This window comes from Nocardioides aquaticus, from assembly GCF_018459925.1.
GTDB classification, from domain to species: Bacteria; Actinomycetota; Actinomycetes; order Propionibacteriales; family Nocardioidaceae; genus Nocardioides; species Nocardioides aquaticus.
In genome coordinates this window covers 1,918,712-1,943,999 of sequence record NZ_CP075371.1, presented here as the reverse complement: position 1 = coordinate 1,943,999, position 25,288 = coordinate 1,918,712, and the positions used below count along the sequence as shown (strand labels likewise).

Annotated in this window: 27 protein-coding genes and 1 pseudogene; 10 read left to right on the top strand and 18 right to left on the bottom strand. The window is 73.6% G+C overall.

The window, feature by feature from the left end:
- The first annotated feature begins 34 nt into the window (after window positions 1-34).
- On the top strand, window positions 35-487 hold the full coding sequence (gene mce / locus ENKNEFLB_RS09430; RefSeq protein WP_420830537.1) for a methylmalonyl-CoA epimerase: 453 nt from the start codon (window positions 35-37) through the stop codon (window positions 485-487).
- 28 nt (window positions 488-515) lie between these two features.
- Here the strand turns inward: mce and ENKNEFLB_RS09425 are convergent, their stop codons facing one another.
- From ENKNEFLB_RS09425 to ENKNEFLB_RS09390, 9 genes and pseudogenes are all read right to left on the bottom strand, one after another.
- Window positions 516-1,142: a response regulator transcription factor gene (locus tag ENKNEFLB_RS09425; RefSeq protein ID WP_214059399.1), complete on the bottom strand. Its 627-nt coding sequence runs from the start codon at window positions 1,140-1,142 to the stop codon at window positions 516-518.
- Window positions 1,136-2,230, bottom strand: coding sequence for a sensor histidine kinase (locus tag ENKNEFLB_RS09420; RefSeq protein ID WP_214058950.1), 1,095 nt, complete (start codon window positions 2,228-2,230; stop codon window positions 1,136-1,138). The genes ENKNEFLB_RS09425 and ENKNEFLB_RS09420 overlap by 7 nt, the downstream gene beginning before the upstream one ends.
- Complete coding sequence (locus ENKNEFLB_RS09415; RefSeq protein WP_214058949.1) at window positions 2,227-2,982, bottom strand: ABC transporter permease; 756 nt, start codon at window positions 2,980-2,982, stop codon at window positions 2,227-2,229. The genes ENKNEFLB_RS09420 and ENKNEFLB_RS09415 overlap by 4 nt, the downstream gene beginning before the upstream one ends.
- Complete coding sequence (locus tag ENKNEFLB_RS23020) at window positions 2,979-3,566, bottom strand: ATP-binding cassette domain-containing protein (protein WP_338040960.1); 588 nt, start codon at window positions 3,564-3,566, stop codon at window positions 2,979-2,981. The genes ENKNEFLB_RS09415 and ENKNEFLB_RS23020 overlap by 4 nt, the downstream gene beginning before the upstream one ends.
- Before the next feature lie 95 nt (window positions 3,567-3,661).
- Window positions 3,662-3,937 (bottom strand): annotated as a pseudogene (locus ENKNEFLB_RS23015) (ATP-binding cassette domain-containing protein); the annotation flags it as partial.
- Window positions 3,938-4,029: 92 nt separating this feature from the next.
- Window positions 4,030-4,887, bottom strand: a complete 858-nt coding sequence (locus ENKNEFLB_RS09405) for a 5-oxoprolinase subunit C family protein (protein ID WP_214058948.1) — start codon at window positions 4,885-4,887, stop codon at window positions 4,030-4,032.
- Window positions 4,884-5,543, bottom strand: a complete 660-nt coding sequence (gene pxpB, locus ENKNEFLB_RS09400) for a 5-oxoprolinase subunit PxpB (RefSeq protein WP_214058947.1) — start codon at window positions 5,541-5,543, stop codon at window positions 4,884-4,886. Before pxpB ends, ENKNEFLB_RS09405 begins: the two co-directional genes overlap by 4 nt.
- A 10-nt stretch (window positions 5,544-5,553) precedes the next feature.
- Window positions 5,554-6,315, bottom strand: coding sequence for a LamB/YcsF family protein (locus tag ENKNEFLB_RS09395; protein ID WP_246535930.1), 762 nt, complete (start codon window positions 6,313-6,315; stop codon window positions 5,554-5,556).
- The gene (locus tag ENKNEFLB_RS09390) at window positions 6,312-7,526 is read right to left on the bottom strand and encodes an NRAMP family divalent metal transporter (protein WP_214058946.1); all 1,215 of its coding nucleotides are present in this window, start codon (window positions 7,524-7,526) and stop codon (window positions 6,312-6,314) included. The genes ENKNEFLB_RS09395 and ENKNEFLB_RS09390 overlap by 4 nt, the downstream gene beginning before the upstream one ends.
- A gap of 181 nt (window positions 7,527-7,707) precedes the next feature.
- On the opposite strand from ENKNEFLB_RS09390, the gene ccrA reads away from it, so the two are divergent.
- From ccrA to ENKNEFLB_RS09370, 4 genes are all read left to right on the top strand, one after another.
- On the top strand, window positions 7,708-9,045 hold the full coding sequence (ccrA, locus tag ENKNEFLB_RS09385; RefSeq protein WP_214058945.1) for a crotonyl-CoA carboxylase/reductase: 1,338 nt from the start codon (window positions 7,708-7,710) through the stop codon (window positions 9,043-9,045).
- A 259-nt stretch (window positions 9,046-9,304) separates the two neighbouring features.
- Window positions 9,305-10,594: a coiled-coil domain-containing protein gene (locus ENKNEFLB_RS09380; RefSeq protein WP_214058944.1), complete on the top strand. Its 1,290-nt coding sequence runs from the start codon at window positions 9,305-9,307 to the stop codon at window positions 10,592-10,594.
- Entirely contained in the window at window positions 10,591-11,796 is a 1,206-nt protein-coding gene (locus ENKNEFLB_RS09375) for an AI-2E family transporter (protein ID WP_214058943.1), read from the top strand. The genes ENKNEFLB_RS09380 and ENKNEFLB_RS09375 overlap by 4 nt, the downstream gene beginning before the upstream one ends.
- Before the next feature lie 96 nt (window positions 11,797-11,892).
- Window positions 11,893-13,062, top strand: a complete 1,170-nt coding sequence (locus tag ENKNEFLB_RS09370; RefSeq protein WP_420830527.1) for an IS30 family transposase — start codon at window positions 11,893-11,895, stop codon at window positions 13,060-13,062.
- Between the two features lie 43 nt (window positions 13,063-13,105).
- Here the strand turns inward: ENKNEFLB_RS09370 and ENKNEFLB_RS09365 are convergent, their stop codons facing one another.
- Window positions 13,106-14,086: an EamA family transporter gene (locus tag ENKNEFLB_RS09365; RefSeq protein ID WP_214058942.1), complete on the bottom strand. Its 981-nt coding sequence runs from the start codon at window positions 14,084-14,086 to the stop codon at window positions 13,106-13,108.
- Window positions 14,087-14,125: 39 nt separating this feature from the next.
- Between ENKNEFLB_RS09365 and ENKNEFLB_RS09360 the strand changes: the two genes are divergently transcribed.
- Window positions 14,126-14,665: a CGNR zinc finger domain-containing protein gene (locus ENKNEFLB_RS09360; protein WP_214058941.1), complete on the top strand. Its 540-nt coding sequence runs from the start codon at window positions 14,126-14,128 to the stop codon at window positions 14,663-14,665.
- Here the strand turns inward: ENKNEFLB_RS09360 and ENKNEFLB_RS09355 are convergent.
- The 3 genes from ENKNEFLB_RS09355 to ENKNEFLB_RS09345 all read right to left on the bottom strand — a co-directional run bounded on the left by ENKNEFLB_RS09355 (window position 14,635) and on the right by ENKNEFLB_RS09345 (window position 17,253).
- On the bottom strand, window positions 14,635-15,429 hold the full coding sequence (locus ENKNEFLB_RS09355; RefSeq protein WP_214058940.1) for an endo alpha-1,4 polygalactosaminidase: 795 nt from the start codon (window positions 15,427-15,429) through the stop codon (window positions 14,635-14,637). The two genes, ENKNEFLB_RS09360 and ENKNEFLB_RS09355, sit on opposite strands and share 31 nt — an antisense overlap.
- A 9-nt stretch (window positions 15,430-15,438) precedes the next feature.
- Window positions 15,439-16,224: a hypothetical protein gene (locus tag ENKNEFLB_RS09350; RefSeq protein WP_214058939.1), complete on the bottom strand. Its 786-nt coding sequence runs from the start codon at window positions 16,222-16,224 to the stop codon at window positions 15,439-15,441.
- Window positions 16,225-16,293: 69 nt separating this feature from the next.
- Window positions 16,294-17,253, bottom strand: coding sequence for a helix-turn-helix transcriptional regulator (locus tag ENKNEFLB_RS09345; RefSeq protein WP_214058938.1), 960 nt, complete (start codon window positions 17,251-17,253; stop codon window positions 16,294-16,296).
- 61 nt (window positions 17,254-17,314) lie between these two features.
- Here ENKNEFLB_RS09345 and ENKNEFLB_RS09340 point away from each other — a divergent pair, with 61 nt between their 5' ends.
- Both ENKNEFLB_RS09340 and ENKNEFLB_RS09335 read left to right on the top strand, forming a co-directional pair.
- Complete coding sequence (locus ENKNEFLB_RS09340) at window positions 17,315-17,944, top strand: DinB family protein (protein ID WP_214058937.1); 630 nt, start codon at window positions 17,315-17,317, stop codon at window positions 17,942-17,944.
- Window positions 17,944-18,561, top strand: coding sequence for a mycothiol transferase (locus ENKNEFLB_RS09335; protein ID WP_214058936.1), 618 nt, complete (start codon window positions 17,944-17,946; stop codon window positions 18,559-18,561). Before ENKNEFLB_RS09340 ends, ENKNEFLB_RS09335 begins: the two co-directional genes overlap by 1 nt.
- 18 nt (window positions 18,562-18,579) lie before the next feature.
- Here ENKNEFLB_RS09335 and ENKNEFLB_RS09330 read toward each other — a convergent pair whose 3' ends face one another.
- Window positions 18,580-20,421 (bottom strand): 3-hydroxyacyl-CoA dehydrogenase family protein, encoded by a 1,842-nt coding sequence (locus ENKNEFLB_RS09330; protein ID WP_246535929.1) that lies wholly within the window; start codon window positions 20,419-20,421, stop codon window positions 18,580-18,582.
- Window positions 20,422-20,495: 74 nt separating this feature from the next.
- On the bottom strand, window positions 20,496-22,079 hold the full coding sequence (locus ENKNEFLB_RS09325; protein ID WP_246535928.1) for an alanine/glycine:cation symporter family protein: 1,584 nt from the start codon (window positions 22,077-22,079) through the stop codon (window positions 20,496-20,498).
- A gap of 95 nt (window positions 22,080-22,174) precedes the next feature.
- Between ENKNEFLB_RS09325 and nucS the strand changes: the two genes are divergently transcribed.
- Window positions 22,175-22,852: an endonuclease NucS gene (gene nucS / locus ENKNEFLB_RS09320; protein ID WP_160006313.1), complete on the top strand. Its 678-nt coding sequence runs from the start codon at window positions 22,175-22,177 to the stop codon at window positions 22,850-22,852.
- Window positions 22,853-22,862: 10 nt separating this feature from the next.
- On the top strand, window positions 22,863-23,450 hold the full coding sequence (locus tag ENKNEFLB_RS09315) for a DUF952 domain-containing protein (protein ID WP_214058934.1): 588 nt from the start codon (window positions 22,863-22,865) through the stop codon (window positions 23,448-23,450).
- Window positions 23,451-23,459: 9 nt separating this feature from the next.
- Here ENKNEFLB_RS09315 and ENKNEFLB_RS09310 read toward each other — a convergent pair whose 3' ends face one another.
- From ENKNEFLB_RS09310 to ENKNEFLB_RS09300, 3 genes are all read right to left on the bottom strand, one after another.
- The gene (locus ENKNEFLB_RS09310) at window positions 23,460-24,374 is read right to left on the bottom strand and encodes an FAD-dependent oxidoreductase (RefSeq protein ID WP_214058933.1); all 915 of its coding nucleotides are present in this window, start codon (window positions 24,372-24,374) and stop codon (window positions 23,460-23,462) included.
- A 28-nt stretch (window positions 24,375-24,402) separates the two neighbouring features.
- On the bottom strand, window positions 24,403-24,681 hold the full coding sequence (locus ENKNEFLB_RS09305) for a hypothetical protein (protein ID WP_214059694.1): 279 nt from the start codon (window positions 24,679-24,681) through the stop codon (window positions 24,403-24,405).
- Window positions 24,682-24,763: 82 nt separating this feature from the next.
- Window positions 24,764-25,267, bottom strand: a complete 504-nt coding sequence (locus tag ENKNEFLB_RS09300) for a GNAT family N-acetyltransferase (RefSeq protein WP_214058932.1) — start codon at window positions 25,265-25,267, stop codon at window positions 24,764-24,766.
- Window positions 25,268-25,288 lie beyond the last annotated feature (21 nt).

Here is a 25,288-nt window from a genome sequence, read left to right as displayed (position 1 = left end):
TACGCCCTTGCGGCCCACCGGGGCGCGTGCCTTGATGGGCGCCATGAGCGCACCCGTGGAGCTACCCCAGCACCTGTTCACCGCGATCGACCACGTCGGCATCGCCGTGGCCGACCTCGACGAGGCCAAGGAGTTCTACGCCGCGACCTTCGGGATGCACACGGTGCACGAGGAGGTCAACGAGGAGCAGGGCGTGCGCGAGGCCATGGTCGCCGTGGGTGACTCCGACCAGCGCCTGCAGCTGCTCGCCCCGCTCAGCCCGTCGTCGACGATCGCGAAGTTCCTGGACCGCAACGGCCCCGGCGTGCAGCAGGTCGCCTACCGCGTCGAGGACCTCGACGTCGTCAGCGACGTGCTCCGCGAGCGCGGTCTCCGCCTGCTCTACGACGCCCCGCGACGTGGCACCTCGGACTCGCGGGTCAACTTCATCCACCCCAAGGACGCCGGCGGGATCCTCGTCGAGCTGGTCGAGCCGGCCCGGACCTGACCGGACGCGGGCCCGGTCCGGGGCCGGTTCAGAGCCAACCCCGCTCCCGGGCCACCCGCGCCGCCTCGACCCGGGTACGGGTGCCGGTCTTGCCGATGGCCGCGGACAGGTGGTTGCGCACGGTGCCCGACGACAGGTGCAGTCGTCCGGCGACCGCGGCCACCGTGGCGCCGTCGAGGGCGAGCCGCAGCACCTCGGTCTCCCGCTCGGTGAGCGGGCTGGACCCCTCGACCAGCGACGTCGTGGCCAGGACCGGGTCGACCACCCGCAGCCCGGCGTGCACCCGGCGGACCGCGTCGGCCAGCTCGGCGGCGGGGGTGTCCTTGACGACGAAGCCGGACGCGCCGGCCTCCAGCGCCCGTCGGAGGTAGCCGGCGCGGCCGAAGGTGGTCACCACCAGCACCCGCGGGGCGAGGCCCGGAGGCAGGTCCGCCCGCAGGCGGCGGCAGACCTCGATGCCGTCGAGACCCGGCATCTCGATGTCGAGCAGGCAGACGTCGGGGCGGTGCTCGGCGACCGCGGCCAGGACCTCGTCGCCCCGACCCACCTCGGCGACGACCTCGAGGTCGGGCTCGAGACCCAGCAGGGCGGCCAGCGCCCCGCGCACCAGCGCCTGGTCGTCGGCCAGCAGCAGCCGGACCGGGGCGCTCACCAGGTCACCTGCACCGCGGTGCCGCGCCCGTCGTCACCGGGGCCGAGGCCGAGGGTGCCGCCGGACTGCTCGACGCGCTCCCGCAGACCGCGCAGCCCGTGCCCGGGCCCGGTTCCGGGTCCGTCGTCGCCCGCGGGGAGGCCACACCCGTCGTCCACCACGCGCAGCAGGTGCGGCCCCAGCTCGACCCGGCAGCGGGTCGCGCCGCTGTGGCGGATCACGTTGGTGACGGCCTCGCGCAGCACCCAGCCCGCGACCGGGCGGCGGCGCGGGTCGAGCACGGCGGCGTCGGCGGGCACGCTCGCGGCGAGGCCCGCGTCGCCGAGGGCGGCAGCAGCGCCCCTCAGCTCGTCGTCGAGGCGGGCTGCGCGCAGGCCCCCGACGGTGGCCCGTACGTCGGCGAGCGCCTCGCGGGTCAGGGCACGGATCTCCTGCAGCTCGGACTCCGCACGCCCCGGGTCGAGCCGGACCATCCGCTCGGCCAGCTCGGCCTTGACCGTGACCACGGTCAGGCTGTGCCCCAGCAGGTCGTGGACGTCGCGGGCCAGCCGCTCGCGCTCCGCGGTGACGGTCAGCTGGTCGCTGACCCGGGCGTACTCCGCGGCGTGGTCCGACATCAGCCGCCCGGCGCCGGTGCCGGCCGCGGCGCCGAGCACGACCAGGGTGAAGTAGAACGCCTGCTCCTCGCCGGCCGCGAGCGGCAGCGCCACCGTCGAGGCCACCGCGAGACCCGCGGCGACCCAGCACCACGGCCGGGGCAGCGCGAACATGGTGAAGCTCTGCAGGAAGGGCACCACCGAGATGGCCTGCAGGCCGATCGCGGGCACCATCGCCAGCCCCAGGCCGACCAGCACCGCGAGCACCACGGCCGCCTCCCCCAGGCCCGCGCCGCGCCGGGAGAGCCGCAGGGTGGCGACGACGTACGTCGCGGCGAACCCGAGCACCGCGACGACCGCGACCACCCGGACCCACCCGGGGCGCTCGGCCACGAGGGCGGCGCTGAGCGGGAAGACCAGGAACACCAGCCAGACCGACCACAGCAGCCAGCCGTACCGCTGCCAGGGGTCGGCGGCCGGCCCCGGGCCGCTCACGGGCGGGCCCGGCCGCGACGCACCAACCAGGTCGCCACCAGCGCCAGCACCGCCCACCACCCGGCCACGTTAACGAGCGGGACCCACAGCGCCTCGCTGGACACGGTCCCGTCGGCGGCGTAGAGCGTGCCCTCGGTCAGCGGGTACCGGGCCAGGGAGGCGTACCCGTAGAGCGGGGTCCACCTGGCCACCTCGAGCAGCACCCCGGAGAGCGGGAAGAAGATGTTGCCGAGGAACCCGAGCACCACCACGGAGCCGCCCGCGCCGGCCACGGCGGCCTCGGAGCGGAACGCCAGGCCGAAACAGAGGCCGTACAGCGAGAACACCGCCGCACCGAGGACCAGCACCACCGCGCTGAGGCCCCAGGCGGCCAGGGACCCCTCGGCGCCGGTGACCGCGCCGATCGCGTAGACCAGGGCGATCGGGACGCAGGCCACGAGCACCGCCAGGACCACCTTGACCGCGACGTGCGTCCGGTCCTCCAGCGGCGTCAGCCCGAGCTGGCGCCCCCACCCCTGGGACCGCTCGACCGCGGCGGCGCCGCCGATGCCGATCGTCGCGCTCACCGCCCCGTAGGCCGCCATCGCGATCATCACGCTCATCGCGACGTTGCCGGTGCCGACGCGTTGGTCGCCGAAGTCCTGCGCGGCGCCGAAGACGACGTAGAAGAACGCCGGGAGCAGCGCGGTGAAGAACACCGTCACCGGGTCGCGCAGCAGGCGGAGCAGCTCGAGGCGCAGCATCGTGGTCATCGGGTCTCCTCCTGCGGGACGGCGGGGACGGTGGGGACGGTCGGGTCGGCGGTGAGCTGCAGGAACGCGTCCTCGAGCGAGGCTCCGGCCACCTCGAGGTCGTGGCCGCCGAGCTCGGTGAGCAGGGCGAGGGCGACGGCGTCGGAGTGCCCGGTACGCACCCGCACGCGCCCGCCGTCGGCGCTCACCTCGCCGAGGCCGTCGAGCCGTCGGGTCGCGGCGGCGAGGTCGGGCACCGCGGCGGACACCACGCGGCCGAGGGCGCGGGCGCGGACCTCGTGGGTGGGACCGTCCGCCACCACCCGTCCGCGGGCCACCAGGACGATCCGCTCGGCGAAGGCGTCGGCCTCCTCCAGGTAGTGGGTGGCGAAGACGACCGTCCTGCCGCGGCGGGCCTCCTCGTGCATGGTCGCCCAGAAGGCGCGTCGGGCCGCCACGTCCATCCCGGCGGTCGGTTCGTCGAGGACCAGCAGCTCGGGGTCGGGCAGCAGGGCCAGGGCGAAGCGGAGACGCTGCTGCTCCCCGCCGGAGCACCGGCTGACCCGCCGCCGGACCAGGTCGCCGAGACCGGCCCGCTCGACCACCTCCTCGATCCGGCCCGGGGGCAGGGGTAGGTCGCGGCGACGTAGCGCAGGGTCTCCCCCACCGTGAGGTCGGCCAGCAGGCCTCCCGTCTGCAAGACCGCGGAGACCCGGCCCTGCTGCACCGCCTGCCGGGGCGGGAGCCCGAGCACCCGCGCGGTGCCGCCGCCGGGCTCGGTCAGCCCGAGGACGACGTCGAGGGTCGTGGTCTTGCCGGCGCCGTTGGGCCCCAGGAGCGCCACGACCTCGCCGACCCCCACCCGGAGGTCCAGGTGGTCGACGGCGACCACCTCGCCGGCACGGGTCGAGAACGTCTGTCGCAGCCCGTGCAGGTCGATCACCGGCGCCGGACCGGTGTCCGCTGAAGTGGTCATGGCCCCAGCCTGGACGCCGGCGACCGTCGGCGGATGCGCCCGACGTCACGACCCGAGGGTGACAGGTGTCAGGGGTCCCGCGGTGGAGCTCCTCAGGCGGTGACCCAGCGCAGGCGTACGCGCTGCCCCGGGCGCAGCTGCGCGGCCCGGTCCACGTCGGCGTCGACCACCACGGCCACCACCGGGTAGCCCCCGGTCACCGGGTGGTCGGCGAGGAACAGCACGGGCTCGCCACCGGGAGGCACCTGCACGGCGCCCCGCCAGGTGCCCTCGCTGGGCAGCTGCTCGTCGTCGGTCGCCACCAGTCCCTCGCCCTGCAGCCGGGCGCCGACCCGGTTGCTGCGCTCGCTGACCTCCCACCAGCCGGTGGCCAGGGGCGCGACGTCGACGACCCGGTCCTCGTGCGGTCCCAGCACGGCGCGCAGCACCACGTCGCGCCCGTCGTCGCCCGGCGGCGGCGCGGCGTGGGTCGCCGGCAGCGGACCGGCGGGCTCCCCCACCTCGAGCAGGTCCCCCGCCGCGAGCGGCGCCCGGCCGAGGCCGGCGAGCACGTCGTGGCTGGCGGAGCCGAGGACCGGCGGGACGTCGAGGCCCCCGCGCACGGCCAGGTACGACCGCAGGCCGGTGCCCGGCACCCCCAGCGTCAGCCGCGACCCGGCCGCCACCCGGGTCCGGGCGTGCGAGCCGACCGGGCGCCCGTCGAGCAGCACCGGTGCGGGTGCGCCGGTGACGACGACGTCGAGGTCGGCGAGCGCCTCGACCTCGAGACCGCCGAGGAGGACCTCGACCGCGGCAGCGCCCTCGGGGTTGCCCAGCAGCCGGTTGGCCAGGCGCAGCGCGCCCCGGTCCGCGGCGCCCGAGCGGCCGACGCCCACGCCGGCGAGGCCGCGTCGTCCGAGGTCCTCGACCAGGGCCAGCGGGCCGGTCGCGCGCACGCGCAGGCCGCTCACGCGCCGCCACCGCCCGCGGCACCGCCGACGTCGACGAACCGCACCCGCACACCGGGGCGCAGCAGGGCGGGCGGGTCGCGGTCGACGTCCCAGAGGACCAGGTCCGTACGGCCGAGCAGCTGCCACCCGCCGGGCGACGCCGTCGGGTAGACCCCGGAGTACGCCCCGGCCAGGCCCACCGACCCCTCCGGCACCCGGGTCCGCGGTTCGTCGCGACGCGGGACGTGGAGCCGGTCGTCCTCCCCGAGCAGGTAGCCGAAGCCCGGGGCGAAGCCCGCGAAGGCGACCCGCCAGGTCTGACCGGTGTGGGCGGCCACGACCTGCTCCTCGGTGAGACCGGTCAGCGACGCGACGTCGGCGAGGTCCTCGCCGTCGTAGACCGTCGGCACCTCCAGGACGTCGCCCTCGTCGCTCGCGGCGGCGGGACGGGGCTCGACGCGGTCGAGGAGGCGGCGCACCTCGACGACCGGGACGCCGTCGCGTGCCACCACGAGCACGCTGCGCGCGGCCGGCACGACCTGCTCCAGCTGCTCGGCCCCTCCGGCCCCGGCGGCGCTGCCGAGCAGGGTCTCGAGCCCGGCCGCCCAGTCCACGGCCTCCTGGGTCGTGGCGAGCTCGACCAGGACGGCGCGGTCGCCGTAGGCCCGCACCCTCACGTCCACACCCTCACGCGAAGGCCGTCACGGCGACGCCGGCGTCGGCGAGGGCGGCACGCACGGCCCGGGCCATGGCGACGGCGCCGGGACTGTCGCCGTGCAGGCAGACCGACTCCGCCTCCACCGCGACCACGGAGCCGTCGACGGCGACCACCTCGCCCTCCCGGACCATCCGCAGCACGCGCGCGGCGACCTCGTCGGGGTCCTCCAGCACCGCCCCGGGCTGCGAGCGCGGCACGAGCGTCCCCTCGGGCGTGTAGCCGCGGTCGCCGAAGGCCTCCCGCACCGTGCGCAGCCCGGCCCGCTCGGCCTCGGCGAGCAGCAGCGAGCCCGGCAGGCCCAGCAGCGGCAGGGACCGGTCGTACGCCGCGACGGCCTCGACCACGGCCCGGGCCTGCGCCGCGTGGTGCACCGTGGCGTTGTAGAGCGCACCGTGCGGCTTGACGTAGGCCACCCGGGTGCCGGCCACCCGGGCCAGGGCCTCGAGCGCGCCGACCTGGTAGACGACCTCGGCGGTCAGCTCGGCCGGGTCGACGTCGAGGAAGCGCCGCCCGAAGCCGGCCAGGTCGCGGTAGCCGACCTGCGCCCCGACCACCACCCCGCGCGCCGCCGCCAGCTCGCAGCAGCGACGCAGGGTGACCGGGTCGCCGGCGTGGAAGCCGCAGGCGACGTTGGCGCTGCTGACCAGGCTCAGCACGGCCTCGTCGTCGCCGAGCGTCCAGCGGCCGAAGCCCTCGCCCACGTCGGCGTTCAGGTCCACCCGGGCGCTCACAGGTCCCCCAGCGACACCAGGGCCTGGTAGCCCAGGTAGAGGGTCAGCAGCCAGGCCAGGACGCCGGCGAGGAGCAGCCAGCGCGGGTAGCGGTAGCCGCGCAGCAGGTCGCGTCGCCGCCAGGCGACGTACAGCAGGACCCCGAAGCCGAGCGGCAGGATCAGGCCGTTGAAGGTGCCGGCGAAGACGAGCAGGGTGGTCGGCGCCTGCTCGACGACCACGAAGACGCCGGCGCTGAGCACGATGAAGACCACGGTCAGCAGCGAGCGCCTCCGCTCCGAGGTCCGATCGGTGGTCAGGAACGAGACCGAGGTGTAGGCCGCGCCGATGATCGAGGTCAGCGCGGCCGCCCACAGCACGAGCCCGAACACCCGCAGCCCGGCCGCGCCCGCGGCCGCCTCGAAGGCCGACCCGGCCGGGTCGTCGGTCGACAGCTCCGCACCCCCCGCGACCACGCCGAGGATGGCCAGGAAGAGCAGCACCCGCATCGCACCCGTGACCAGGATGCTGACCACCGAGCTGCGCGCCACGGCCCCCGCGTGCTCGGGCCCGGTGCGCCCCGAGGCCAGCATGCGGTGGGCGCCGGCGTAGGTGATGTAGCCGCCGACGGTGCCGCCGATGATCGTCGTCACGGCCACCACGTCGAAGGTGTCCGGGGCGACGGTCTGACGCAGCACGTCGCCGACCGGTGGTGCGGAGGTCACCGCCACGGCCCCCGTGGCCACGATCATCAGCAGCCCCAGCACCACCACGACCCGGTCCAGGGCGACCCCGGCCCGGTGGGACAGGAAGACCGCGACGGCCAGCGCCGCCGAGACGGCCCCGCCCACGCGCGGCTCCACCCCCAGCATCGCCTGGGTGCCGAGGCCGCTGCCGGCGACGTTGCCGATGTTGAACACGAAGCCGCCCGAGACCACGAGCAGGGCCAGCACCCACCCGACGCCGGGCAGCACGTCGTTGCCGAGCTCCTGCGCGCGTCGGCCGCTGACCCCGATCACGCGCCACACGTTCATCTGGACCGCCACGTCGACGAGCAGCGAGATCGCGATGGCGCAGGCGAACGCGGCGCCGAGCGAGACCGTGTAGGTGGCCGTCTGGGTGATGAAGCCGGGCCCGATCGCGGACGTCGCCATCAGGAACACCGCACCGAGGAGGGCGGAGCGGGCCGCCCGTGAGGACGTCGCCGGTACGTCCGGGGTCGTGCTGGTCATCGGGCCACCCTAGGGACTTCGGACCCGGCTCGACGAGGGCACGACCGACGAGGCGCCAACCTGGTCGGGCCAGGATCGGGCCGTCCGGGTCGGTGAGACGTAGGGCACATCGGGTGCCGCCCGCAGGTTACTCATGGGTATCTTCGCCCCACCCCGACCCGCCCCCTGCCAAGGAGACGCCGTGCAGAACATCCTCGACGCGATCGCCGCCGGTGACGCCACCACCGGTGACTTCGCCAGCCTGACCATGCCCGAGTCCTACCGGGGCGTGACGGTCCACAAGGACGAGGTGGACATGTTCGAGGGGCTGACGGCGAAGGAGAAGGACCCCCGCCGCTCGCTGCACCTCGACGACGTCCCGCTGCCCGAGCTCGGCCCGGGCGAGGCGCTGGTGGCCGTGATGGCCTCCGCGATCAACTACAACACCGTGTGGACCTCGATCTTCGAGCCGGTCTCGACCTTCGGCTTCCTCGAGCGGTACGGCCGGATGTCGCCGCTCTCGAAGCGCCACGACCTGCCGTACCACGTGGTCGGCTCCGACCTGTCCGGCGTCGTGCTGGCCGTCGGCCCCGGCGTGCACCTGTGGGAGCCCGGCCGCGAGGTCGTCGCGCACTGCCTGTCGGTCGAGCTCGAGTCGCCCGACGGCCACGGCGACACGATGCTCGACCCCGAGCAGCGGATCTGGGGCTTCGAGACCAACTTCGGCGGCCTCGCCGAGGTCGCCCTGGTCAAGGCCAACCAGCTGATGCCCAAGCCGGCCCACCTGACCTGGGAGGAGGCCGCCTCCCCCGGGCTGGTCAACTCCACCGCCTACCGCCAGCTGGTCTCGCGCAACGGCGGCGACATGAAGCAGGGCGACAACGTGCTGATCTGGGGCGCCTCCGGCGGTCTCGGCGGCTTCGCCACGCAGTACGCCCTCAACGGCGGCGCCACCCCGGTCTGTGTCGTGTCCAGCCCGGAGAAGGCCGACATCTGCCGCAGCATGGGTGCCGAGCTGGTCATCGACCGTTCCGAGGAGGACTACCGGTTCTGGAAGGACCCGCACACCCAGGACCCGCGGGAGTGGAAGCGCCTGGGCTCGAAGATCCGCGAGCTGACCGGCGGCGAGGACATCGACATCGTCTTCGAGCACCCGGGCCGCGAGACGTTCGGCGCGAGCGTCTACGTGACGCGCAAGGGCGGCACGATCACCACCTGCGCCTCCACGTCGGGCTACATGCACGAGTACGACAACCGCTACCTGTGGATGAACCTCAAGCGGATCATCTCCAGCCACTTCGCCAACTACCGCGAGTCGTTCGAGGCGAACCGGCTGATCGCGAAGGGGATGATCCACCCCACGCTGTCGCGCACCTACGCCCTCGAGGACGTGGGCCAGGCCGCGCTGGACGTGCACCACAACCTGCACCAGGGCAAGGTCGGCGTGCTCTGCCTGGCCCCTGAGGAGGGTCTGGGCGTGCGCGACCCCGAGATGCGCGAGCAGCACCTCACCGCGATCAACCGCTTCCGCGGGGTCTGACCCCCCTCCGCAGCACCGACGACGACCACCCGGTCCGCCTGGCAAGACGACGCGGACCGGGTGGTCGCCGCCCGGGGAGCCGCGCGGGCGGACGTCCGCGCAGGTCGGGGCGGCACCGGACGCACGCCGCTCGGCGGGTGCGACTTTTCCTCCGGGCGTGTCGTGGGCCTCACTGGCTGCGCGGTCGGGCCCGATCCCGCATCATGGGGTCTGCGGGCGGGCCGGTCCGCGCCACGACGCTGACAAGAGGTGCTGCCAGATGAGCGACCAGGGACTGTCCATCTTCGACCAGGAGCCCGACGTCGACCAGGGCCCCCCGGAGGGTCCCGGACGCGCCGACAACGCGCCCGACGTCGAGTCCACGCAGCGGATCCCGGCGGTCCGGGCCTCCCGGCCCACCGCCGACCAGACCCCGACGGGCGCCCAGCAGGCGACCGCGGCCCCGACGTCGCGGCCCACCGCGCCCGCGCCCGCGGGCCGGACCGCCCCGCCCGCCCGACCGACCTTCCCGGCGGTGCGGCGTGGCGGCTACGACAAGGACGCCGTCGACCTGCAGGTCGGTCGCCTGGTCACCGAGCACGCTGCCGCCACGTCGGGCCTGGCGCGGGCCGAGCAGCAGCTCGGCACCCTGCAGGCCGACCTCGCCGCCGCGCGCGAGGAGCTCGCCGAGCAGCGCACCCCGTCCTACTCCGGGCTCGGCGGCCGCGCCAGCGCCCTGCTCCGCCTGGCCGAGGAGGAGGCCGACGAGATCCGCGAGCAGGCCCTCAAGGACGCCCACGACATCCGCGAGCAGGCCGCCCGCAACGGTGAGGCCATCCGCGCCGAGGCCGCCCGCGAGGCCGAGGACATGCGCACCGTGCAGATCGGGGAGCTCGACGAGACCCGGTCGAGGATGACCGCCGACGCCGAGCAGGAGCGCAACCTGGCCCGCGCCGAGGCCGCCGACCTGGTGGCCGCCGCCAAGCGGGAGGCCGACCAGGTCCGCCTGGCCGCCCAGCAGGAGGCCGGCGAGCTGCGGACCGCGGCGACCCGGGAGGCCGAGCAGGCCCGTGCCGGCGCCGACCGCGAGGTCCAGGAGGCCCGTCGCGCGCTGGCGGTCGAGAAGGAGCGGCTGGCCCGCGAGGCCACCGACCACCACAACAGCGCGACGGCCGAGACCCGCCGGCTGGTCGAGGAGGCCGAGGAGCGCGCGAACGCCGCCGAGCAGCGCGCCGCCCAGGCCACCCGCCAGACGACCGAGCACCGCGCCTCGTCGCAGAAGGACGCGGAGGCGCTGCTCCACCGGGCGCGCCGCGAGGCCGAGCAGGTCGTGGCCGCGGCCCGCAGCCAGGCCGACTCGGTGCGCGCCGCCGGCGACGCCGACCTCGAGCGCCAGGTCGAGACGCTGAAGATGGAGGTCAGCCGGCTCAGCAAGCGCCGCGACGCGATCACCGCCCAGCTGGCCTCGCTGCGCGACGTCATCTCCGGGTTCTCCGACGACGACGAGACCCCGGCCGCCGAGCAGGCCGCTCCCGCGACCCCCGCAGCCGGGAGCACGAAGAAGTCGTGACCCTGGACCCGTCCGCGTCGCCCGGCCAGGACGCCGCGGGCGGGTCCCCCGCTCCCCCGGCAGGCGCCGACGAGGCGCCGGACCCGACCCAGGACCCGACCGAGGCCCCGACCGAGGACGTGAGCGGGGCCGAGGCGCTGGCCGTGCGCACCCTCGGCGAGCCGGGCCGCCCCTTCGAGCGGCACTCGCCGTTCTACGTCGGGCTGGTCGGCGGCCTCGGTCTGCTGACCGCCCTGCTGCTGGGATTCGCGCTCTACACGATCCAGTCCGTGCTGGTCCTGGTCGTCGTCTCGCTCTTCCTCGCCGCCGGTCTGAACCCGATCGTCGAGTGGCTGGAGCGGCACGGCGTGCGCCGCGGACCCTCCGTGCTGGTGGTGACGGTCGGCGTGATCGGCGTGCTGTCGCTGTTCGTGCTCGCGATCGTGCCCGTCATCGCCGACCAGGTCGTGGCGATCACCACCAGCGCCCCGGGGTGGCTCGACCGGCTCCAGGGCAGCCCGCGCATCCAGGCCCTCGACGACGAGTACGACATCATCGGCAACGTCCAGGGCTACATCGCCGACGGGGACTTCGTCGGCCCGGTCTTCGGGGGCGTCCTGGGGTTCGGGATGCGGGTGCTCAGCTCGCTGTTCAACGTCTTCATCGTGCTCGTCCTGACGCTGTACTTCCTGGCGTCGTTGCACCGCACGAAGCGGTCGCTCTACGGCCTGGTGCCGGCCTCGCGCCGCGAACGGTTCAGCCGGCTCGGCGACCGCGTCGTGGCCGACATCGGCGGCTACGTCGGCGGTGCGTTCGTGGTCGCGCTGACAGCCGGCCTGGTCTCCCTGGTCTTCCTGCTCCTGGTCGGCCTGGCCGAGTACGCCGTGGCGCTGGCGTTCGTGGTGGCGCTGCTCGACGTCATCCCGATGATCGGCGCCACCCTCGGCGCGGTCGTGGTCAGCGCGATCGGCTTCGCCACCGACGTCCGCACCGGCGTCGCGTGCGTCATCTTCTTCCTGATCTACCAGCAGCTCGAGAACTACGTGGTCTACCCCCGCGTGATGTCCCGCTCGGTCGACATCCCCGGCGCGGTCGCGGTGATCGCGGCCCTGGTCGGTGCGACCCTGCTGGGGGTGGTCGGGGCGCTGCTGGCGATCCCGATGGCCGCCGCGGTGATGCTCATCCTGCGCGAGGTCGTCCAGCGCCGCCAGGACGCTCGCTAGCCGAGATGACGCTTCCGGACAGCCGAGATGACGGCGGGTTCAGAGGAATGTCGCAACACCCCTGATGACTAGGGGAAGAACGTGCCTACTCCGCCGATGGCTGTCGAGCAGGTTGATCTGATCCATTGTTTGTTGCGTCGTGGTGTGCAGCAGAAGGTGATCGCACAGTGTTCGGGTGTGTCGGTGCGGACCGTGCAGCGGATGCTGGCCAGGCTCGGTGGTGTGCCCAGACCAGCAGCAGCCGAGTACGGCCCGCGTTACCTCAGCCAGGACGAGCGGTGTGAGATCGCCCGGCTCCACGATGGCGGGATCTCGGTGCGCGCGATTGGCCGGCGGCTGGGGCGCTCGCCCTCGACGATCAGCCGTGAGCTGCGCCGCAACGTCCATGACAAGACCGGTCACTACCTGCCCCACCCGGCCCATACCCGGGCCTGGGAGCGTCAGCGGCGACCGAAGGCCTCCAAGATCGCCTCGGACCCGCGGCTGGCTGCCTGGGTGCGGTACATGCTCAAACATCGGCTCTCACCTGAGCAGATCAGTGGGCGGTTGCAGGTGCGTTTCCCCCACGATGAGTCCATGCGGATCAGCCCCGAGACGATCTACCAGTCCTTGTACGTCTATCCCCGCGGGGAGCTGACCCGGGAGCTGAAGTCGCACCTACGCAGCGGCAGGACCCATCGCCGTGCGCGTGGGCAGCGCATCAACAAGCACGAGCGGATCGTCGGGGCGGTCTCGATCCATCAGCGGCCCGAGGAGGTCAAGGGCAGGTTGGTGCCCGGGCACCACGAGGGCGACCTGATCAAGGGCTCGACGGCTTCGAACTCTGCGGTGGCCACCGTGGTCGAGCGGCACTCGGGGTACCTGACTCTGGTCCACCTGCCCGAGGGGTGGGCTGCGGACAAGGTCGCGGCCGCGCTGGCCCAGGAGATGGGCAAGCTGCCGGCCTGGTTCGCCAAGACCCTGACCTGGGACCGTGGTGTCGAGATGGCCCGCCATGCCGACTTCGCTGCAGCGAGCGGGATCGATGTCTACTTCGCTGATCCCTACAGCCCTCAGCAGCGCCCGAGCAACGAGAACACCAACGGCCTGATCCGTGAGTACCTGCCCAAAGGCACCGATCTCTCGGTCCACACCCACGATGACCTGGCCCTGGTGGCCAAGGAGCTCAACAACCGCCCTCGTAAGCGACTCAAGTTCCTCACACCGGCAGAGGTCTTCGCTAACCTGCTGACCGACCACAAGCCAGGTGTTGCGACCACCCCATGAATTCGCCGACGCTCGCGGACACCCGAGGTGACGCTTCCGGCGCCTAGGCCGGCGTCGGCTCCGGCCGGTCGACGACCGCGGCGACGTCCTGCTCGCCGAGCTTGACCACGACCACGCCGGCCAGCACCAGGACGCCGCCGGCCAGCTGGAGCGGGCCCGGCAGCTCGTCCAGCAGCAGCCAGGCGAAGGCGACGGCGGCCAGCACCTCGGTGAGCCCGACGAACGAGGCCAGGCGCGAGCCGAGCCGGCGGCTGGCCTCGATGCCGGTGACGTAGGCGACCGCGGCGCTGAAGACGCCGAGCACGACCAGCGGCACCCACCAGTCCACCGCGCGGCCGTCGTAGACCGCGTCGGCGGTGGTGCCGGTCATCGGCAGCAGGCCGACCAGCCCGAGCACCCCGAGCAGCACACCGCCGACGACCAGGCCGCCCGCGGCCAGGCTCATCGGCGGCAACCCGTTGTCGTGGGAGCCGGAGATGACGAAGTACGCCGCGAGGCCGACCATCGCGCCGAGCGCCCAGAGCACGCCGACCAGGCTCACGTCGGTGCCGGAGACGACGTCGAGGACCAGGACGAGGCCGACGCCCGCGACGGCGGCACCGGCGAACGTCAGCCGCGAGGGCCGCTGGCCGTGGCGCAGCCACATCCAGACCACGACGGCGGCGGGGCCGGTGTACTCGATCATCAGCGCCGGCCCGACCTGCATGTACTGGATGGCCGAGAAGTAGCAGAACTGCGCCCCGGCGACGCCGAGCACGCCGTACGCCACGACGGTGCCGGCACTGCGCCGCAACAGGTGCCACCGACCGTGCAGCGCCCGGACCCCGATCGGCAGCACGATCGCGGCGCCGAGCCCGACCCGCACCAGGGTGACCGCGCCGGAGCTCCAGCCGGCGTCGAGCAGCCCGCGACCCACGGCACCGGAGAGGCCGAAGCTCAGGGCCGAGACCAGGGCGATCACCAGTCCGCCGGACATCCGGGAGCCGTGCACCCCCTGCGGTGCGTCATGAGTCATCGTCGTCATGGGACATGACGCTACGACTGAGTGCGGTAACCTGTCAACATGGTTTTCGCCCATGACACCGAGGTCGCCCTCCAGGCCGCCGTGCTGCTGGCCAACACCGCGCTCGAGCCGGACACCCTCGAGACCGTCGCCGAGCTGACGGCCCTCTTCGACGACCTCGGCTACAGCGGCAGGCACGACGCCGACGAGGCCGAGCTGGCCGAGGTGCGCGCGCTGCGGCCGCGGCTCCGCCAGCTGCTCGTCGCCGAGCGCGACGAGGCCGTCGGGCTCGTCAACGCGATGCTGGCCGAGACCAGGGCACTGCCCCAGCTGGTGCGCCACGAGGGCTACGACTGGCACCTGCACTGCGTGGACTCCAACACCACCCTGGTCACCCGGATCCTGGCGGAGACGGCGATGGCGATGGTCGACGTGGTCCGGGCCGAGGAGATGAGCAGGCTCGGGGTCTGCGCCGACGACACCTGTCAGGGCGTGGTGCTCGACCTGTCGCGCAACCGGTCGCGCCGCTTCTGCTCCACCGCCTGCGGCAACCGCAACGCGGTCGCGGCCTACCGCGCCCGCCGGTCGTCCGACGACTGAGCCGCCTCAGCAGAACCGGCGTACGCCCCCGGCGTGACGTCGCGGTCACGCAGCACCACCGGCACCCGGGCGCCGACGTCGCGGCAGGTGCGGCGGAAGTCCTTCGCGCGGTACTCGACCGCCAGCACCGCGTCCCCGAAGTCGTCGGTGTAGGCCATGCACTCGTCGTAGCGCCCGCACTCCTCGGCCACCACGAGGTCGAAACCGATCCGGGTGCCGTCGAAGCCGGCGAGGTTCTTCTGCGCCACCGCCAGGCCGGCGCCGTGGGCGCGCCCCACGAGCAGCCGGGCGTACGCGAGCGCGTCCCCCCGGTCCAGCAGCCCGTGGCTGCGGGAGAACGAGTCGAGGTTGTCCAGCTCGACGGCGTCGAACCCGTCGGCCCCGCACTCCGCGATCCAGTCGCCGACGATCGCTGCCAGCCGCTGGCGCGTGGCGGGCGTCCTCAGGTCGAGCAGCCACTCGCCCCAGGCGCCGTCCACGACCGGGTCGCCGTCGTCCTTGAGCACCAGGCGCCAGTGCTGGCGCCAGAAGCGCTTGGCGTCCGGCTGGGTCTGGAAGGCGTTGACGTAGCAGACGTCGTAGCGGTCGGTCGGCTTCGCGGTGCGGTCGCGCACGACGGTCCCGACCCGCTCGGGGACAGCCCGGGCCCCGCCGAGCTGGTAGTCGACGTCGGCAGCGGGGTCGGGCAGCGGCCGGTCCGCGCCACCCCCCGGGCCGGACAGCCCGAGGACGAGGGCGAGGGCGGTCAGGAGCCCGGTCAGCACGCCCTGCGCCTAGAAGCCGAAGTCACCGAAGTCGAACCCGCCACCGTCGCCGCCGCCTCCACCGTCGCCACCGAAGTCGCCCCCACCGTCGCCCCCACCGTCGCCGCCGTAGTCGCCGCCGCCGTCGAACCCGCCGAAGGCACCGCCGAACATCATCCCGACGAACATCATGTTCATCGCGTTCATCCCGAAGTACCCGGCGGCGTAGGGCTGGAACGCCCCGCCGGCCTCGTAGTACGGGCGGCGCTCGGTGCCCACGAGCACCTTGCGGGAGTCGGGCTCGGCACCGGCCTCGACGCGCTCGGCGTCGAGGGCGCAGGCCGGCACGTCGCGCGGCGCCCCACCGGGCGGCGACCACAGGACGTCGCGGTCCGAGGGGCCGTGGCGCGGGTCGAAGAAGCAGGGCTGGCGGCGCGTGGGCAGCGGCCGCCCGTCCACCCGGGCCCGGACGCACGCCATGGCGTAGCGGCCGTCCTCGAGGATCTCGGTGACGTGCTTGACCTGGTCGGCCTCGGTGATCTGCTCGGCCGCGCTCTTGGCGGCCTCGTAGGCGTCGAGCGCCCGCTGGTAGTCGGCGTTGGCGCCGGGGTCGAGGTCGTGCCCGGTCATGTCCAGGTCGAGGTCCTGCAGCTCGGTGCCGAGCGCGGTCACGTCCTCGTCGACGAGCTTGCGGACCGGCTCGAGCTCGGTCTTCTTGCGCTCGAGCTCACGGGCCTTGCCCTTGGTGGAGGAGCGCACCACGAGGGCGACGGCACCGGCGAGCAGCAGCAGGACAAGAATCAGATCCACACCCATTTCCCCATGGTACGGACCGGCGCCAGCGTTCCGCGCGACCGACCGCTCCCCTCATCACCCGGCCGCGCGTCACCCGGCTGCCCGCAGCATCCGCTCCCCCAGCCGCCGGACCGCCGCGACGAGCTCCGGAGGATCGAGCACCTTCAGCTCCAGCCCGAGCAGCGCGAGGTGCCGCGCGAGGTTGTCCGCGTCGTCGGCCCCTGCGTGCAGCACGCAGGTGTCGTCGTCGACCTCCTCGACCCGCACCGACGCCGCCGTCGTCCGCGCCCGGACCACCGCCGCCGGCGCGGCCACCCGGACCCGGCCCCGGACCCGGTAGGCCGACACCGTGATCGCGTGCTGGACGTGCTCGGCGGGGTCCGGGTGCTCGCGGGGACGGAACCGCCAGGTGGTCGCCTCGGGCTCGCGCATCCGGTCCAGCCGCAGCGTGCGCCAGTCCTCGCGGTCCAGGTCCCACGCCATCAGGTACCACCGTCGCCCCGTCGCCACCAGCCCGTACGGCTCGAGGCGGCGACGGGTGACCGCGCCGTCCCGGTCGGTGTAGCCGACCCGGACCCGGACCTCGTCACGGGTGGCCCGGGCCAGGACGAGCAGCAGGTCGGCCTCGACCTCCTCGACGCCGCCGTCGAGGGTGGAGATCGCCGACTGCAGCGCCCGCACCTCCTCCCGCAGCCGTGCCGGCAGGACCTGGTCCAGCTTGGCCAGCGCCCGCAGCGCAGCCTCTCCCCCGCCGGCGACGGTCCCCCGCGCGCCGAGCCGCAGCGCGACAGCGGTGGCGACCGCCTCGGCGTCGTCGAGCAGCAGCGGGGGCAGCGCCCGTCCGGCACCCAGCTGGTAGCCGCCGCCGAGGCCGGGGGCGGCGTTGACGGGGTAGCCCAGCGCACGGAGCCGGTCGACGTCGCGGCGGACGCTGCGGGTGGTCACCCCGAGCCGCTCGGCCAGGTCGGGCCCGGTCCACACCGCGCGCTGCTGCAGCAGACCGAGCAGGTGCAGCACGCGCTCGGTGGTCCGATGCCCCTCGTCGGCCATGACCCCATCCTGCCCGATCATGCGGACCGTTCCTGTCCGCATCTGCCGCGACAGTGGAGGCATGACCACCACCACCGACACCACCGACACCACCGACGCCCGCACCCCACCCACCCCGGGCCTGACGCCCGGCCTGCTGCTGGACCAGCTGACCACGCACTGGGACCAGCAGCTGCGCCCCCGCCTCGAGGGCCTGACCGACGACGAGTACTTCTGGGAGCCGGTGCCCGGCGCCTGGAGCGTCCGGCCGCGTGGGACCTCGCTCGCCCCGGTCCAGGGCGGCGTCGGCGACCACACCGTCGACTTCGCCTTCCCGGAACCGGACCCCGCCCCCGTCACCACCATCGCGTGGCGGCTGGCCCACGTCGTCGTGGGCGTGCTCGCGGCCCGCAACGCCGCGCACGCCGGCGGCCCGCCGGCCTCCTACGAGTCCTGGGAGTACGCCGGCACCGCCGCGGACGCCCTCGCCCAGCTCGACGCCGAGCTGGACCGCTGGACCACCCATGTCTCCCGTCTCGACGCCGAGCAGCTGGCGGCGCCCTGCGGCCCGAGCGAGGGACCGTGGGCCGACGAGCCGTTCGCGGCCCTGGTCCTCCACATCAACCGGGAGGTCGTCCACCACGGCGCCGAGATCTGTCTCCTGCGCGACCTCCACGCCGCGTCCCACCCCGGGACGACGGGGGTCCGCTGATGGCCGCCCAGGCGCCCCCGGTCCGCGACGAGCGCGACGGGCTCCGGGCCTACCTGCTCCAGCAGCAGGACGCCTTCCGGGTCGTGGTCACCGGCCTCGACGAGGCCTCGATGGGCGTCGCCGCCGCGGGCCGCAGCACGCTCACGCTGGGCGCGCTGGTCAAGCACGTCACCGCGATCCAGCGCGGCTGGCTCGACCAGGCGCGGGCCGCGCCGGCCGCGCTGCACGACGACCGCCCGCCCGAGCAGCAGCACGCCGAGCACGCCGCGTCCTGGTCCTGGACCTCCGCCGACACGGTCGCCGGGGCCCTCGGGGCGTACGACACCGTGTGCGTCGCCGTCCTCGACGCGGTGACTGCCCTGGACCTCGACACCGCTGTCCCGCCGGCGCCGGACCCCTGGAACCCCACCGACGTGGTCTGGTCGGTGCGCTGGGTCTGGCTGCACCTGCTCGAGGAGCTGGCCCGGCACGCCGGGCACGCCGACCTGGTCCGGGAGAACCTCGACGGCGCGACGATGTACGAGCTCGTCGCCGCCCACGAGGGCTGGCCCGCGACCGACTGGCTGACGCCGTGGACCCCGCAGCGGTCGCAGCCGCCGTACGGCTGGGGCCGCTGACCCGCCCGGACCGGGCGGTCAGCGCCGCGAGTAGTCCCGGAACCCCCGCTGGGTCTTGCGCCCGAGGTAGCCGGCGGTGACCAGCTGCTCCAGCAGCGGCGCCGGAGCGAAGCCGGGCTCGCGGAACTCCAGGTAGAGCTCGCGCTGGATCGCCAGCGACACGTCGTTGCCGACGACGTCGAGCAGCTCGAAGGGCCCCATCGGCAGGGCACAGCCCTGCTTCATGGCCGTGTCGATGTCGTCGGCCGAGGCGTAGTGCGCCTCGAGCATCCGGACCGCGTCGTTGAGGTAGGGGAACAGCAGCGCGTTGACGATGAACCCGGCGCGGTCACCGCAGGAGACCGCCACCTTGCCCAGCTTGCCGACCAGCGCCTGCGTGGTCTCGGTGACCTCGGGCGAGGTGGCCACGGTCGAGACGACCTCGACCAGCTTCATCACCGCGGCCGGGTTGAAGAAGTGCATGCCGACGACGTCCTGCGGGCGCGTGGTGGCCCGGGCGCAGGCGATGATCGGCAGCGAGGAGGTCGTGGTGGCCAGGATCGCGCCCGGCTTGCAGATCTCGTCGAGGTTCTCGAACAGCGTCGTCTTGACCGCGAGGTCCTCGGCGATCGCCTCCACGACGAGGTCGACCCCGGCGAGGTCGTCCAGCGAGGTCGTGCCGCTCAGCCTGCCGAGGACCTCGTCCCTGGCCGCCTCCTCGAGCTTGCCGCGCTGGACCGCCTTGTCCAGGGAGCGCTCGACGCCGGCGCGGACCCCGTCGACCTTCGCGGCGGAGCGGCCGACGTAGACGACGTCGTAGCCACCCTTGGCGAAGACCTCGACGATGCCGGTGGCCATCGTCCCGGTGCCGACCACGCCGACGGTGCGGACGTGGTGGCGCAGCTCGGGCTGGTCGTCGGTGCCCGGGGTCATGTCGTCGCGGACCGTCCTCGGGCTGTCGGGGGCCTCGTAGGTGTAGAAGCCGCGCCCGCTCTTGCGGCCGAGCATGCCGGCGGTGACCATCTGCTTGAGGATCGGGGTGGGCGCGTGGAGCCGGTCGCGGCCCTGGCGGTACATCGTCTCGAGGATCTCGTACGTCGTGTCGAGCCCGATCAGGTCGACCAGCGCCAGGGGGCCCATCGGGTAGCCGCAGCCGAAGCGCATGGCGGCGTCGATGTCCTCCCGGGTGGCGTAGCGCTGCTCGAACATCGACACGGCGTGGTTGAGGTAGCCGAAGAGCAGGGTGTTGGCGATGAATCCGGCCTTGTCGCCGCAGACGACCGGGTTCTTGCCCAGCGACCGGACCAGCCCGGTCACGTCCTCGAGGACGGCGGGCTCGGTGACGACCGTGCGGACGACCTCGACCAGGCCCTGCACCGGCGCGGGGTTGAAGAAGTGGATGCCGATCACCCGGCCCGGGTGGGCGTTGGCGGTCGAGATCTCGGTGACCGACAGCGACGAGGTGTTCGTGGCCAGCACCGCGCCCGGGGCGACGACCTGCTCCAGCGCGCGGAAGATGCCCTTCTTGACCTCCAACGACTCCACGACGGCCTCGACGACCAGGTCGGCCCCGGCCAGGTCGGCGATGTCGGTGGCGTAGCGGACCCGGCCCAGCAGCTCGGCCTGCTCGTCCTCACCGAGCTTGCCGCGGCTGACCGCGCGCCCGGTCGAGTTCTCCAGGTGCTGGCGGCCGCGGTCGACGCCCTCGGTGTCGACGTCGACACCGATCACGTCGAACCCGTGCCGGGCGAAGACCTCCACGATCCCGGCGCCCATCGTGCCCAGGCCGATCACGCCCACGGTGCGGAACGTGCGCCCGGGGACCGAGGGGTCCTGGGCCGGGTCGGCGGAGGTGGTCGCGGTCACGGGAGCGCTGGTCATGCCGGGCATCGTGCCACGGGGGCCCGGTGTCGTGACCGGGCCCCCGCGTGACTTAGTTCACTGGTACGCCGGGCTCACTCGTCGCCGACGATCGGCAGGGTGGAGGCCGGGTTGGTGCGCTCGTCCTTCGGGACCTTGGAGATCTCGCCCGACTTGAGACCGTCGAGGAAGCTGCGCATCTCGCGGCGGACCACCGGCAGCAGCAGGTAGCAGCCCAGGAGGTTGAAGATCGCGCAGACGAAGAGCATCGAGTCGGCGAAGGTGAGCACCGAGCCGAAGGAGATCACGGTGCCGATCACGGTGAAGCAGCAGAAGACGATCTTGAAGCCGAGCTCCTTGGCAGGGCTGCGGCCGACCAGCGCCGTCCACGCCTTCTGCGTGTAGTAGCTCCAGGTGATCAGCGTGGAGAAGGCGAAGAGCGCCACCGCGATGGCCAGGATCACCGGGAACTGCGGCAGGAAGGACTCGAAGGCGTCCGAGGTCACCACGACGCCGTCGGGGACGTCGCCGCCGCCGGCGACGATCCCGCGCTGCTCGGAGTAGTAGGCGGTGTCGGCGATGACGATCGTCAGCGCGGTCATCGTGCAGATGACGACGGTGTCGATGAAGGGCTCGAAGAGGGCCACGAAGCCCTCGCTGACCGGGTGCCGGGTCTTGACCGCGGAGTGCGCGATCGGTGCCGAGCCGACCCCGGCCTCGTTGGAGAACGCCGCGCGCTGGAAGCCGATGATCAGCACGCCGACGGCACCGCCGGCGACGCCCTCGGGGTTGAACGCCCCGGTGATGATCGTGGCGAACGCGTCCCCGACGTGGTCGATGTTGCCGATGATGACCAGCAGGCAGGCCCCGAGGTAGATGAAGGCCATCATCGGGACCAGGCCGGAGGTGACCTTGCCGATGGACTGGACGCCGCCGAGGATGACCGCGCCGACGAGCAGCGCCATCACGATGCCGAAGATCAGCGCCGAGCCGGAGGAGCCGAGGAGGCCGTCCGCGCCGCCGGTGACCTCCTGGGCCTGGGCGAAGGTCTGGTTGGCCTGGAACATGTTGCCGCCGATGGCGCCGAAGAGCAGCAGGGCGACCGCGAAGATGCCGGTGAACGACTTGGAGACCACCGGGCCGAACCGCTCGAAGGCCACCGGGAGGTAGCGGAAGGGGCCGCCGGAGACGGTGCCGTCCTCGTGGACCTCGCGGTACTTCACCCCCAGCGTGCACTCGACGAACTTGGTGCACATGCCGAGCAGTCCCGCCAGGATCATCCAGAACGTGGCGCCGGGACCGCCGAGGGTCACCGCGGCGCCGACGCCCGCGATGTTGCCCAGGCCGACCGTGCCCGAGACCGCGGAGGACAACGCCTGGAAGTGCGTGATCTCGCCCGGGTCGCTGTGCCGGGAGTACTTGCCGCGGACCAGGTCGAGCGCCACCCCCAGCTTGCGGAACTGGATGCCCCGGAAGTAGATCGTGAAGATCGTCGCGGCGATGACCAGCCAGCCCACGATCAGCGGGAACTCGGCGCCGCCCAGGGGCACGGAGTAGAAGATCACCCCGCTCACGGCGGTGGCGACGGGGTCGAAGGCGCTGCTGACCGCGTCCTCGACGCGCGCCAACCACCCGTCGGTGGCGGCCTCGACCATGGGCGTCAGCATGGGTGGCGTCATGCGCACACACCCTGCCCGCGCCGTCCCGCGGGCCGCAAGGCCTTCGACCCCACCGATCACACCAGTAACCGGAATGTGACGTAGATTCGTCGCCCGTGAGACTCGTCGTCGCGACCTGCCAGGTGGACTACGCCGGACGTTTGACCGCCCATCTCCCCCCGGCCACCCGGGTGCTGATGATCAAGGCCGACGGCTCGGTGCTCGTCCACGCCGACGGGGGGTCGTACAAGCCCCTGAACTGGATGTCGCCCCCGTGCACCCTGCGTGAGCAGACCACCGACGACGGCACCCTGGAGTGGGTGGTGAGCAGCCCCAAGACCGACGACACGCTGCGGATCCTGCTGACCGAGGTCATCCACGACTCCAGCCACGACCTCGGTGTCGATCCCGGCCTGGTCAAGGACGGCGTCGAGAAGCACCTCCAGGCGCTGCTGGCCGAGCACCCGGCCACGCTCGACGAGGGCCTGTCCCTGGTACGCCGGGAGTTCCCGACCGCGATCGGCCCGGTGGACCTGATGTGCCGCGACGCCGGCGGCGCGTCGGTGGCCGTCGAGATCAAGCGGCGCGGCGACATCGACGGCGTCGAGCAGCTCACCCGCTACCTGGAGCTCCTGAACCGCGACCCCCTGCTGGCCCCGGTGCGCGGGATCTTCGCCGCCCAGGAGATCAAGCCGCAGGCGCGGGTGCTGGCCACCGACCGCGGCATCGCCTGCCGTGTCGTGGACTACGACGCGCTCCGCGGGCTGGACGACCCGACCACCCGGCTGTTCTGAGCCCCTCCCCGTGCGGATCTTCCACGTGGCCACCGCCGCCGACTGGCGGGCGGCACAGGCCTCCGGGCGCTACACCACCTCCACCCGCGGCCGCACCCTGGCCGAGGAGGGTTTCGTCCACGCCGCCCGGGGCGACCAGTGGCAGGACGTACGGCGCCGCTTCTACGCCGACGTGACCGAGCCGTTGGTGCTGCTGGTCATCGACACCGACCTGCTCGACGCGCCGGTCGTCGAGGAGCCCGCGGTGGCCGGCGGCACGGAGACCTTCCCCCACGTGTACGGGTCGATCACCCCCGCCGCGGTCGTGTCGGTCGTGCCGCTCGACGCCACACCGGTGGCGCCGGTGACGCCCGTGGCGCCCGTTTCGCCCGTTTCGCCCGGTGCGTCGTTCAGCAGCCTGTTCCTCGGCGAGGTCTTCCACCGGCTGCTGCTCGCCGGGCTCGTGCTGGCCGTCGTGGTCGTCGGCGCCGTGGTGGGCCGGGCCGTGGCGCCCGCGTGGGGACCGCTGCTCGGCACGATTGCCGGGCTCGTCGTCGGCATGCCGGTCGCGGTGGTCCTCGACCGGCGCCGCGATCGCCGCCTCACCGACCGCGCGTGACCCCGCGGCTCAACCGGGCGGGCCGACCAGCGCCGCGACCTCCTCGGCGCACCCCCAGCTGAGGGTGACGCCGGAGCCGCCGTGGCCGTAGCAGTGGACGACCCGGGGGTCGACCGCGTCGCGCTCGAGGCGCACCGACGGGCGGACCGGGCGCAGCCCGACCTTGTGTGACAGCACCCGGGCGGAGGCCACCTCCGGGACGAGGCGGGCGGCGCGGGCCAGGATCGCGGTGGCCACCTCCGGCGTCGGCGTCCGGCTCCAGTCGCCCTCGTCGGCGGTCCCACCGACGACCACGTCGTGCGCGCGCGGCACGAGGTACGTCGGGCCGGACCCGTCCAGCCAGGCCTCCTCCAGGCCCCACTGCGCGAGCCGGACGACCTGACCGCGCACCGGCAGCACCGACCGGTCACCGCCGAGCAGCCGTGCGCCCAGGCCCGAGGCGTCCACCACCACGTCGCCGCCCGACGGGAGCGCGGAGAGCACCTGCCTGGTGACCGTCCCGCCGAGCTCCTCGACCCGGTCCGCCAACCAGTCGAGGTAGACCGGCATCTCCACCACGGGGGCGTCGAACCGCCACGCGGCGGCGTACCCCGGCGGGGACGCCACCCGGCGCACCGACGGGACGGTGGCGGCCCACCAGGGCTCGGCGTCGGTGTCGGCGACCACCTCGGTGGTGCTGCGGACCACCACGCCCGGGACGCCGTCGGCGGCCAGGCCCGCGAGCACGGCGTACGTCCGGCTGCCCCACGCACCGACCCGGTCCCGGGGCTCGGCGCGGTAGGGGTACCAGATGGCGGCCGCGACGGCCGAGGTCGTCTCGCGCGGCAGGTCGCGGGCCAGCACGTCGACGCGGTGGCCGGCCTCGAGCAGGCGGACGGCGCAGCTCAGCCCCACCACCCCGGCCCCGACCACCACCACGCGCACGGGAGCAGTCTGGCTCACGACGGAGGAGTCAGGCGGCCTGTCCGAGGCGTGCGGCGCGCTTGGCGGCCTTCTTCCCCGACTTCGAGCGGTCCTTGTCCTTCTTCGACTTCTTGCCCGGCCGCACGATGTCGGGGGCGTCGGGGTCGACCTTCACCAGGACCCGCTTCTTCACGCCGTAGCCCTCGGGCAGCGTGCCCTCCTTGAGCATCCGGATCGGGCAGCTGCCGCAGCGCTTCTTGGACACGCAGCACTTCGCCTTCGGCGGCTTGGGGGCCTTGATCGAGGCCACCGCGCTCTGCTTCCCCATGCCCCCACCGTAGCAGGAGGTGAGGGAAGCCTTACCTCAACTTGGCGTAGGTCACGCCAGGGTGGGCGGTCGCGCGGGCCAGCTACGTCGTGGCTCGGGGAGCGAGGTCCAGGCTGAGCGACGTCAGTCCCTCGACGGGTCTGAACCCGAGCCCCTCATAGAGGTCGAGTGCAGCCCGGTTGCCGGGTTCGGTGAGCAGTGACAGCCGTGTCGCGCCGCTTGCGACGGCGGCGTCTCGGACTGCCCCGACCAGAGCAGCCGCGACCCCGCGGCGACGGGCCTCGGGGAGCACGTAGAGGTCACGCAGCTGCCAGGACCGTCCCAGGACCAGCGAGGCAGGAACCGCGTGAGCCGTCGCCAGGCCGACCGGGAGTGTGCCGACCTGCGAGGTCACCGATGCCGAGTAGACCGTGAGCAGGTTCGACCGCACCATCTCGCTGAGCCATCCGAGGGCGAGCGCCTCGCCGCCGGACTCGCCGTAGTGGTGCCGGTACCGGTCGAACACGACGCTGGCCGGTGCGAGCGTCTCGTCGGTGTCGCACGTCCTGACACGCAGCTCGTCCTCGCGACCCGGGGTGTCGCTCACGCCGGCGCCGGCGCGCATCTC

Bases quoted from the DNA above. Each gene is read 5' to 3' on its own strand.
- ENKNEFLB_RS09365 (WP_214058942.1), bottom strand. From the start codon at position 14,086: ATGACGACGATGACTCATGACGCACCGCAGGGGGTGCACGGCTCCCGG.
- ENKNEFLB_RS09305 (WP_214059694.1), bottom strand. From the start codon at position 24,681: ATGGGGAAGCAGAGCGCGGTGGCCTCGATCAAGGCCCCCAAGCCGCCG.
- mce (WP_420830537.1), top strand. From the start codon at position 35: ATGGGCGCCATGAGCGCACCCGTGGAGCTACCCCAGCACCTGTTCACC.
- ENKNEFLB_RS09380 (WP_214058944.1), top strand. From the start codon at position 9,305: ATGAGCGACCAGGGACTGTCCATCTTCGACCAGGAGCCCGACGTCGAC.
- ENKNEFLB_RS09360 (WP_214058941.1), top strand. From the start codon at position 14,126: ATGGTTTTCGCCCATGACACCGAGGTCGCCCTCCAGGCCGCCGTGCTG.
- ENKNEFLB_RS09325 (WP_246535928.1), bottom strand. From the start codon at position 22,079: ATGACGCCACCCATGCTGACGCCCATGGTCGAGGCCGCCACCGACGGG.
- ENKNEFLB_RS09335 (WP_214058936.1), top strand. From the start codon at position 17,944: ATGGCCGCCCAGGCGCCCCCGGTCCGCGACGAGCGCGACGGGCTCCGG.
- ENKNEFLB_RS09390 (WP_214058946.1), bottom strand. From the start codon at position 7,526: ATGACCAGCACGACCCCGGACGTACCGGCGACGTCCTCACGGGCGGCC.
- ENKNEFLB_RS09330 (WP_246535929.1), bottom strand. From the start codon at position 20,421: ATGACCAGCGCTCCCGTGACCGCGACCACCTCCGCCGACCCGGCCCAG.
- ENKNEFLB_RS09415 (WP_214058949.1), bottom strand. From the start codon at position 2,982: ATGACCACGATGCTGCGCCTCGAGCTGCTCCGCCTGCTGCGCGACCCG.
- ENKNEFLB_RS09340 (WP_214058937.1), top strand. From the start codon at position 17,315: ATGACCACCACCACCGACACCACCGACACCACCGACGCCCGCACCCCA.
- ENKNEFLB_RS09345 (WP_214058938.1), bottom strand. From the start codon at position 17,253: ATGGCCGACGAGGGGCATCGGACCACCGAGCGCGTGCTGCACCTGCTC.
- ENKNEFLB_RS09350 (WP_214058939.1), bottom strand. From the start codon at position 16,224: ATGGGTGTGGATCTGATTCTTGTCCTGCTGCTGCTCGCCGGTGCCGTC.
- ENKNEFLB_RS09370 (WP_420830527.1), top strand. From the start codon at position 11,893: ATGGCTGTCGAGCAGGTTGATCTGATCCATTGTTTGTTGCGTCGTGGT.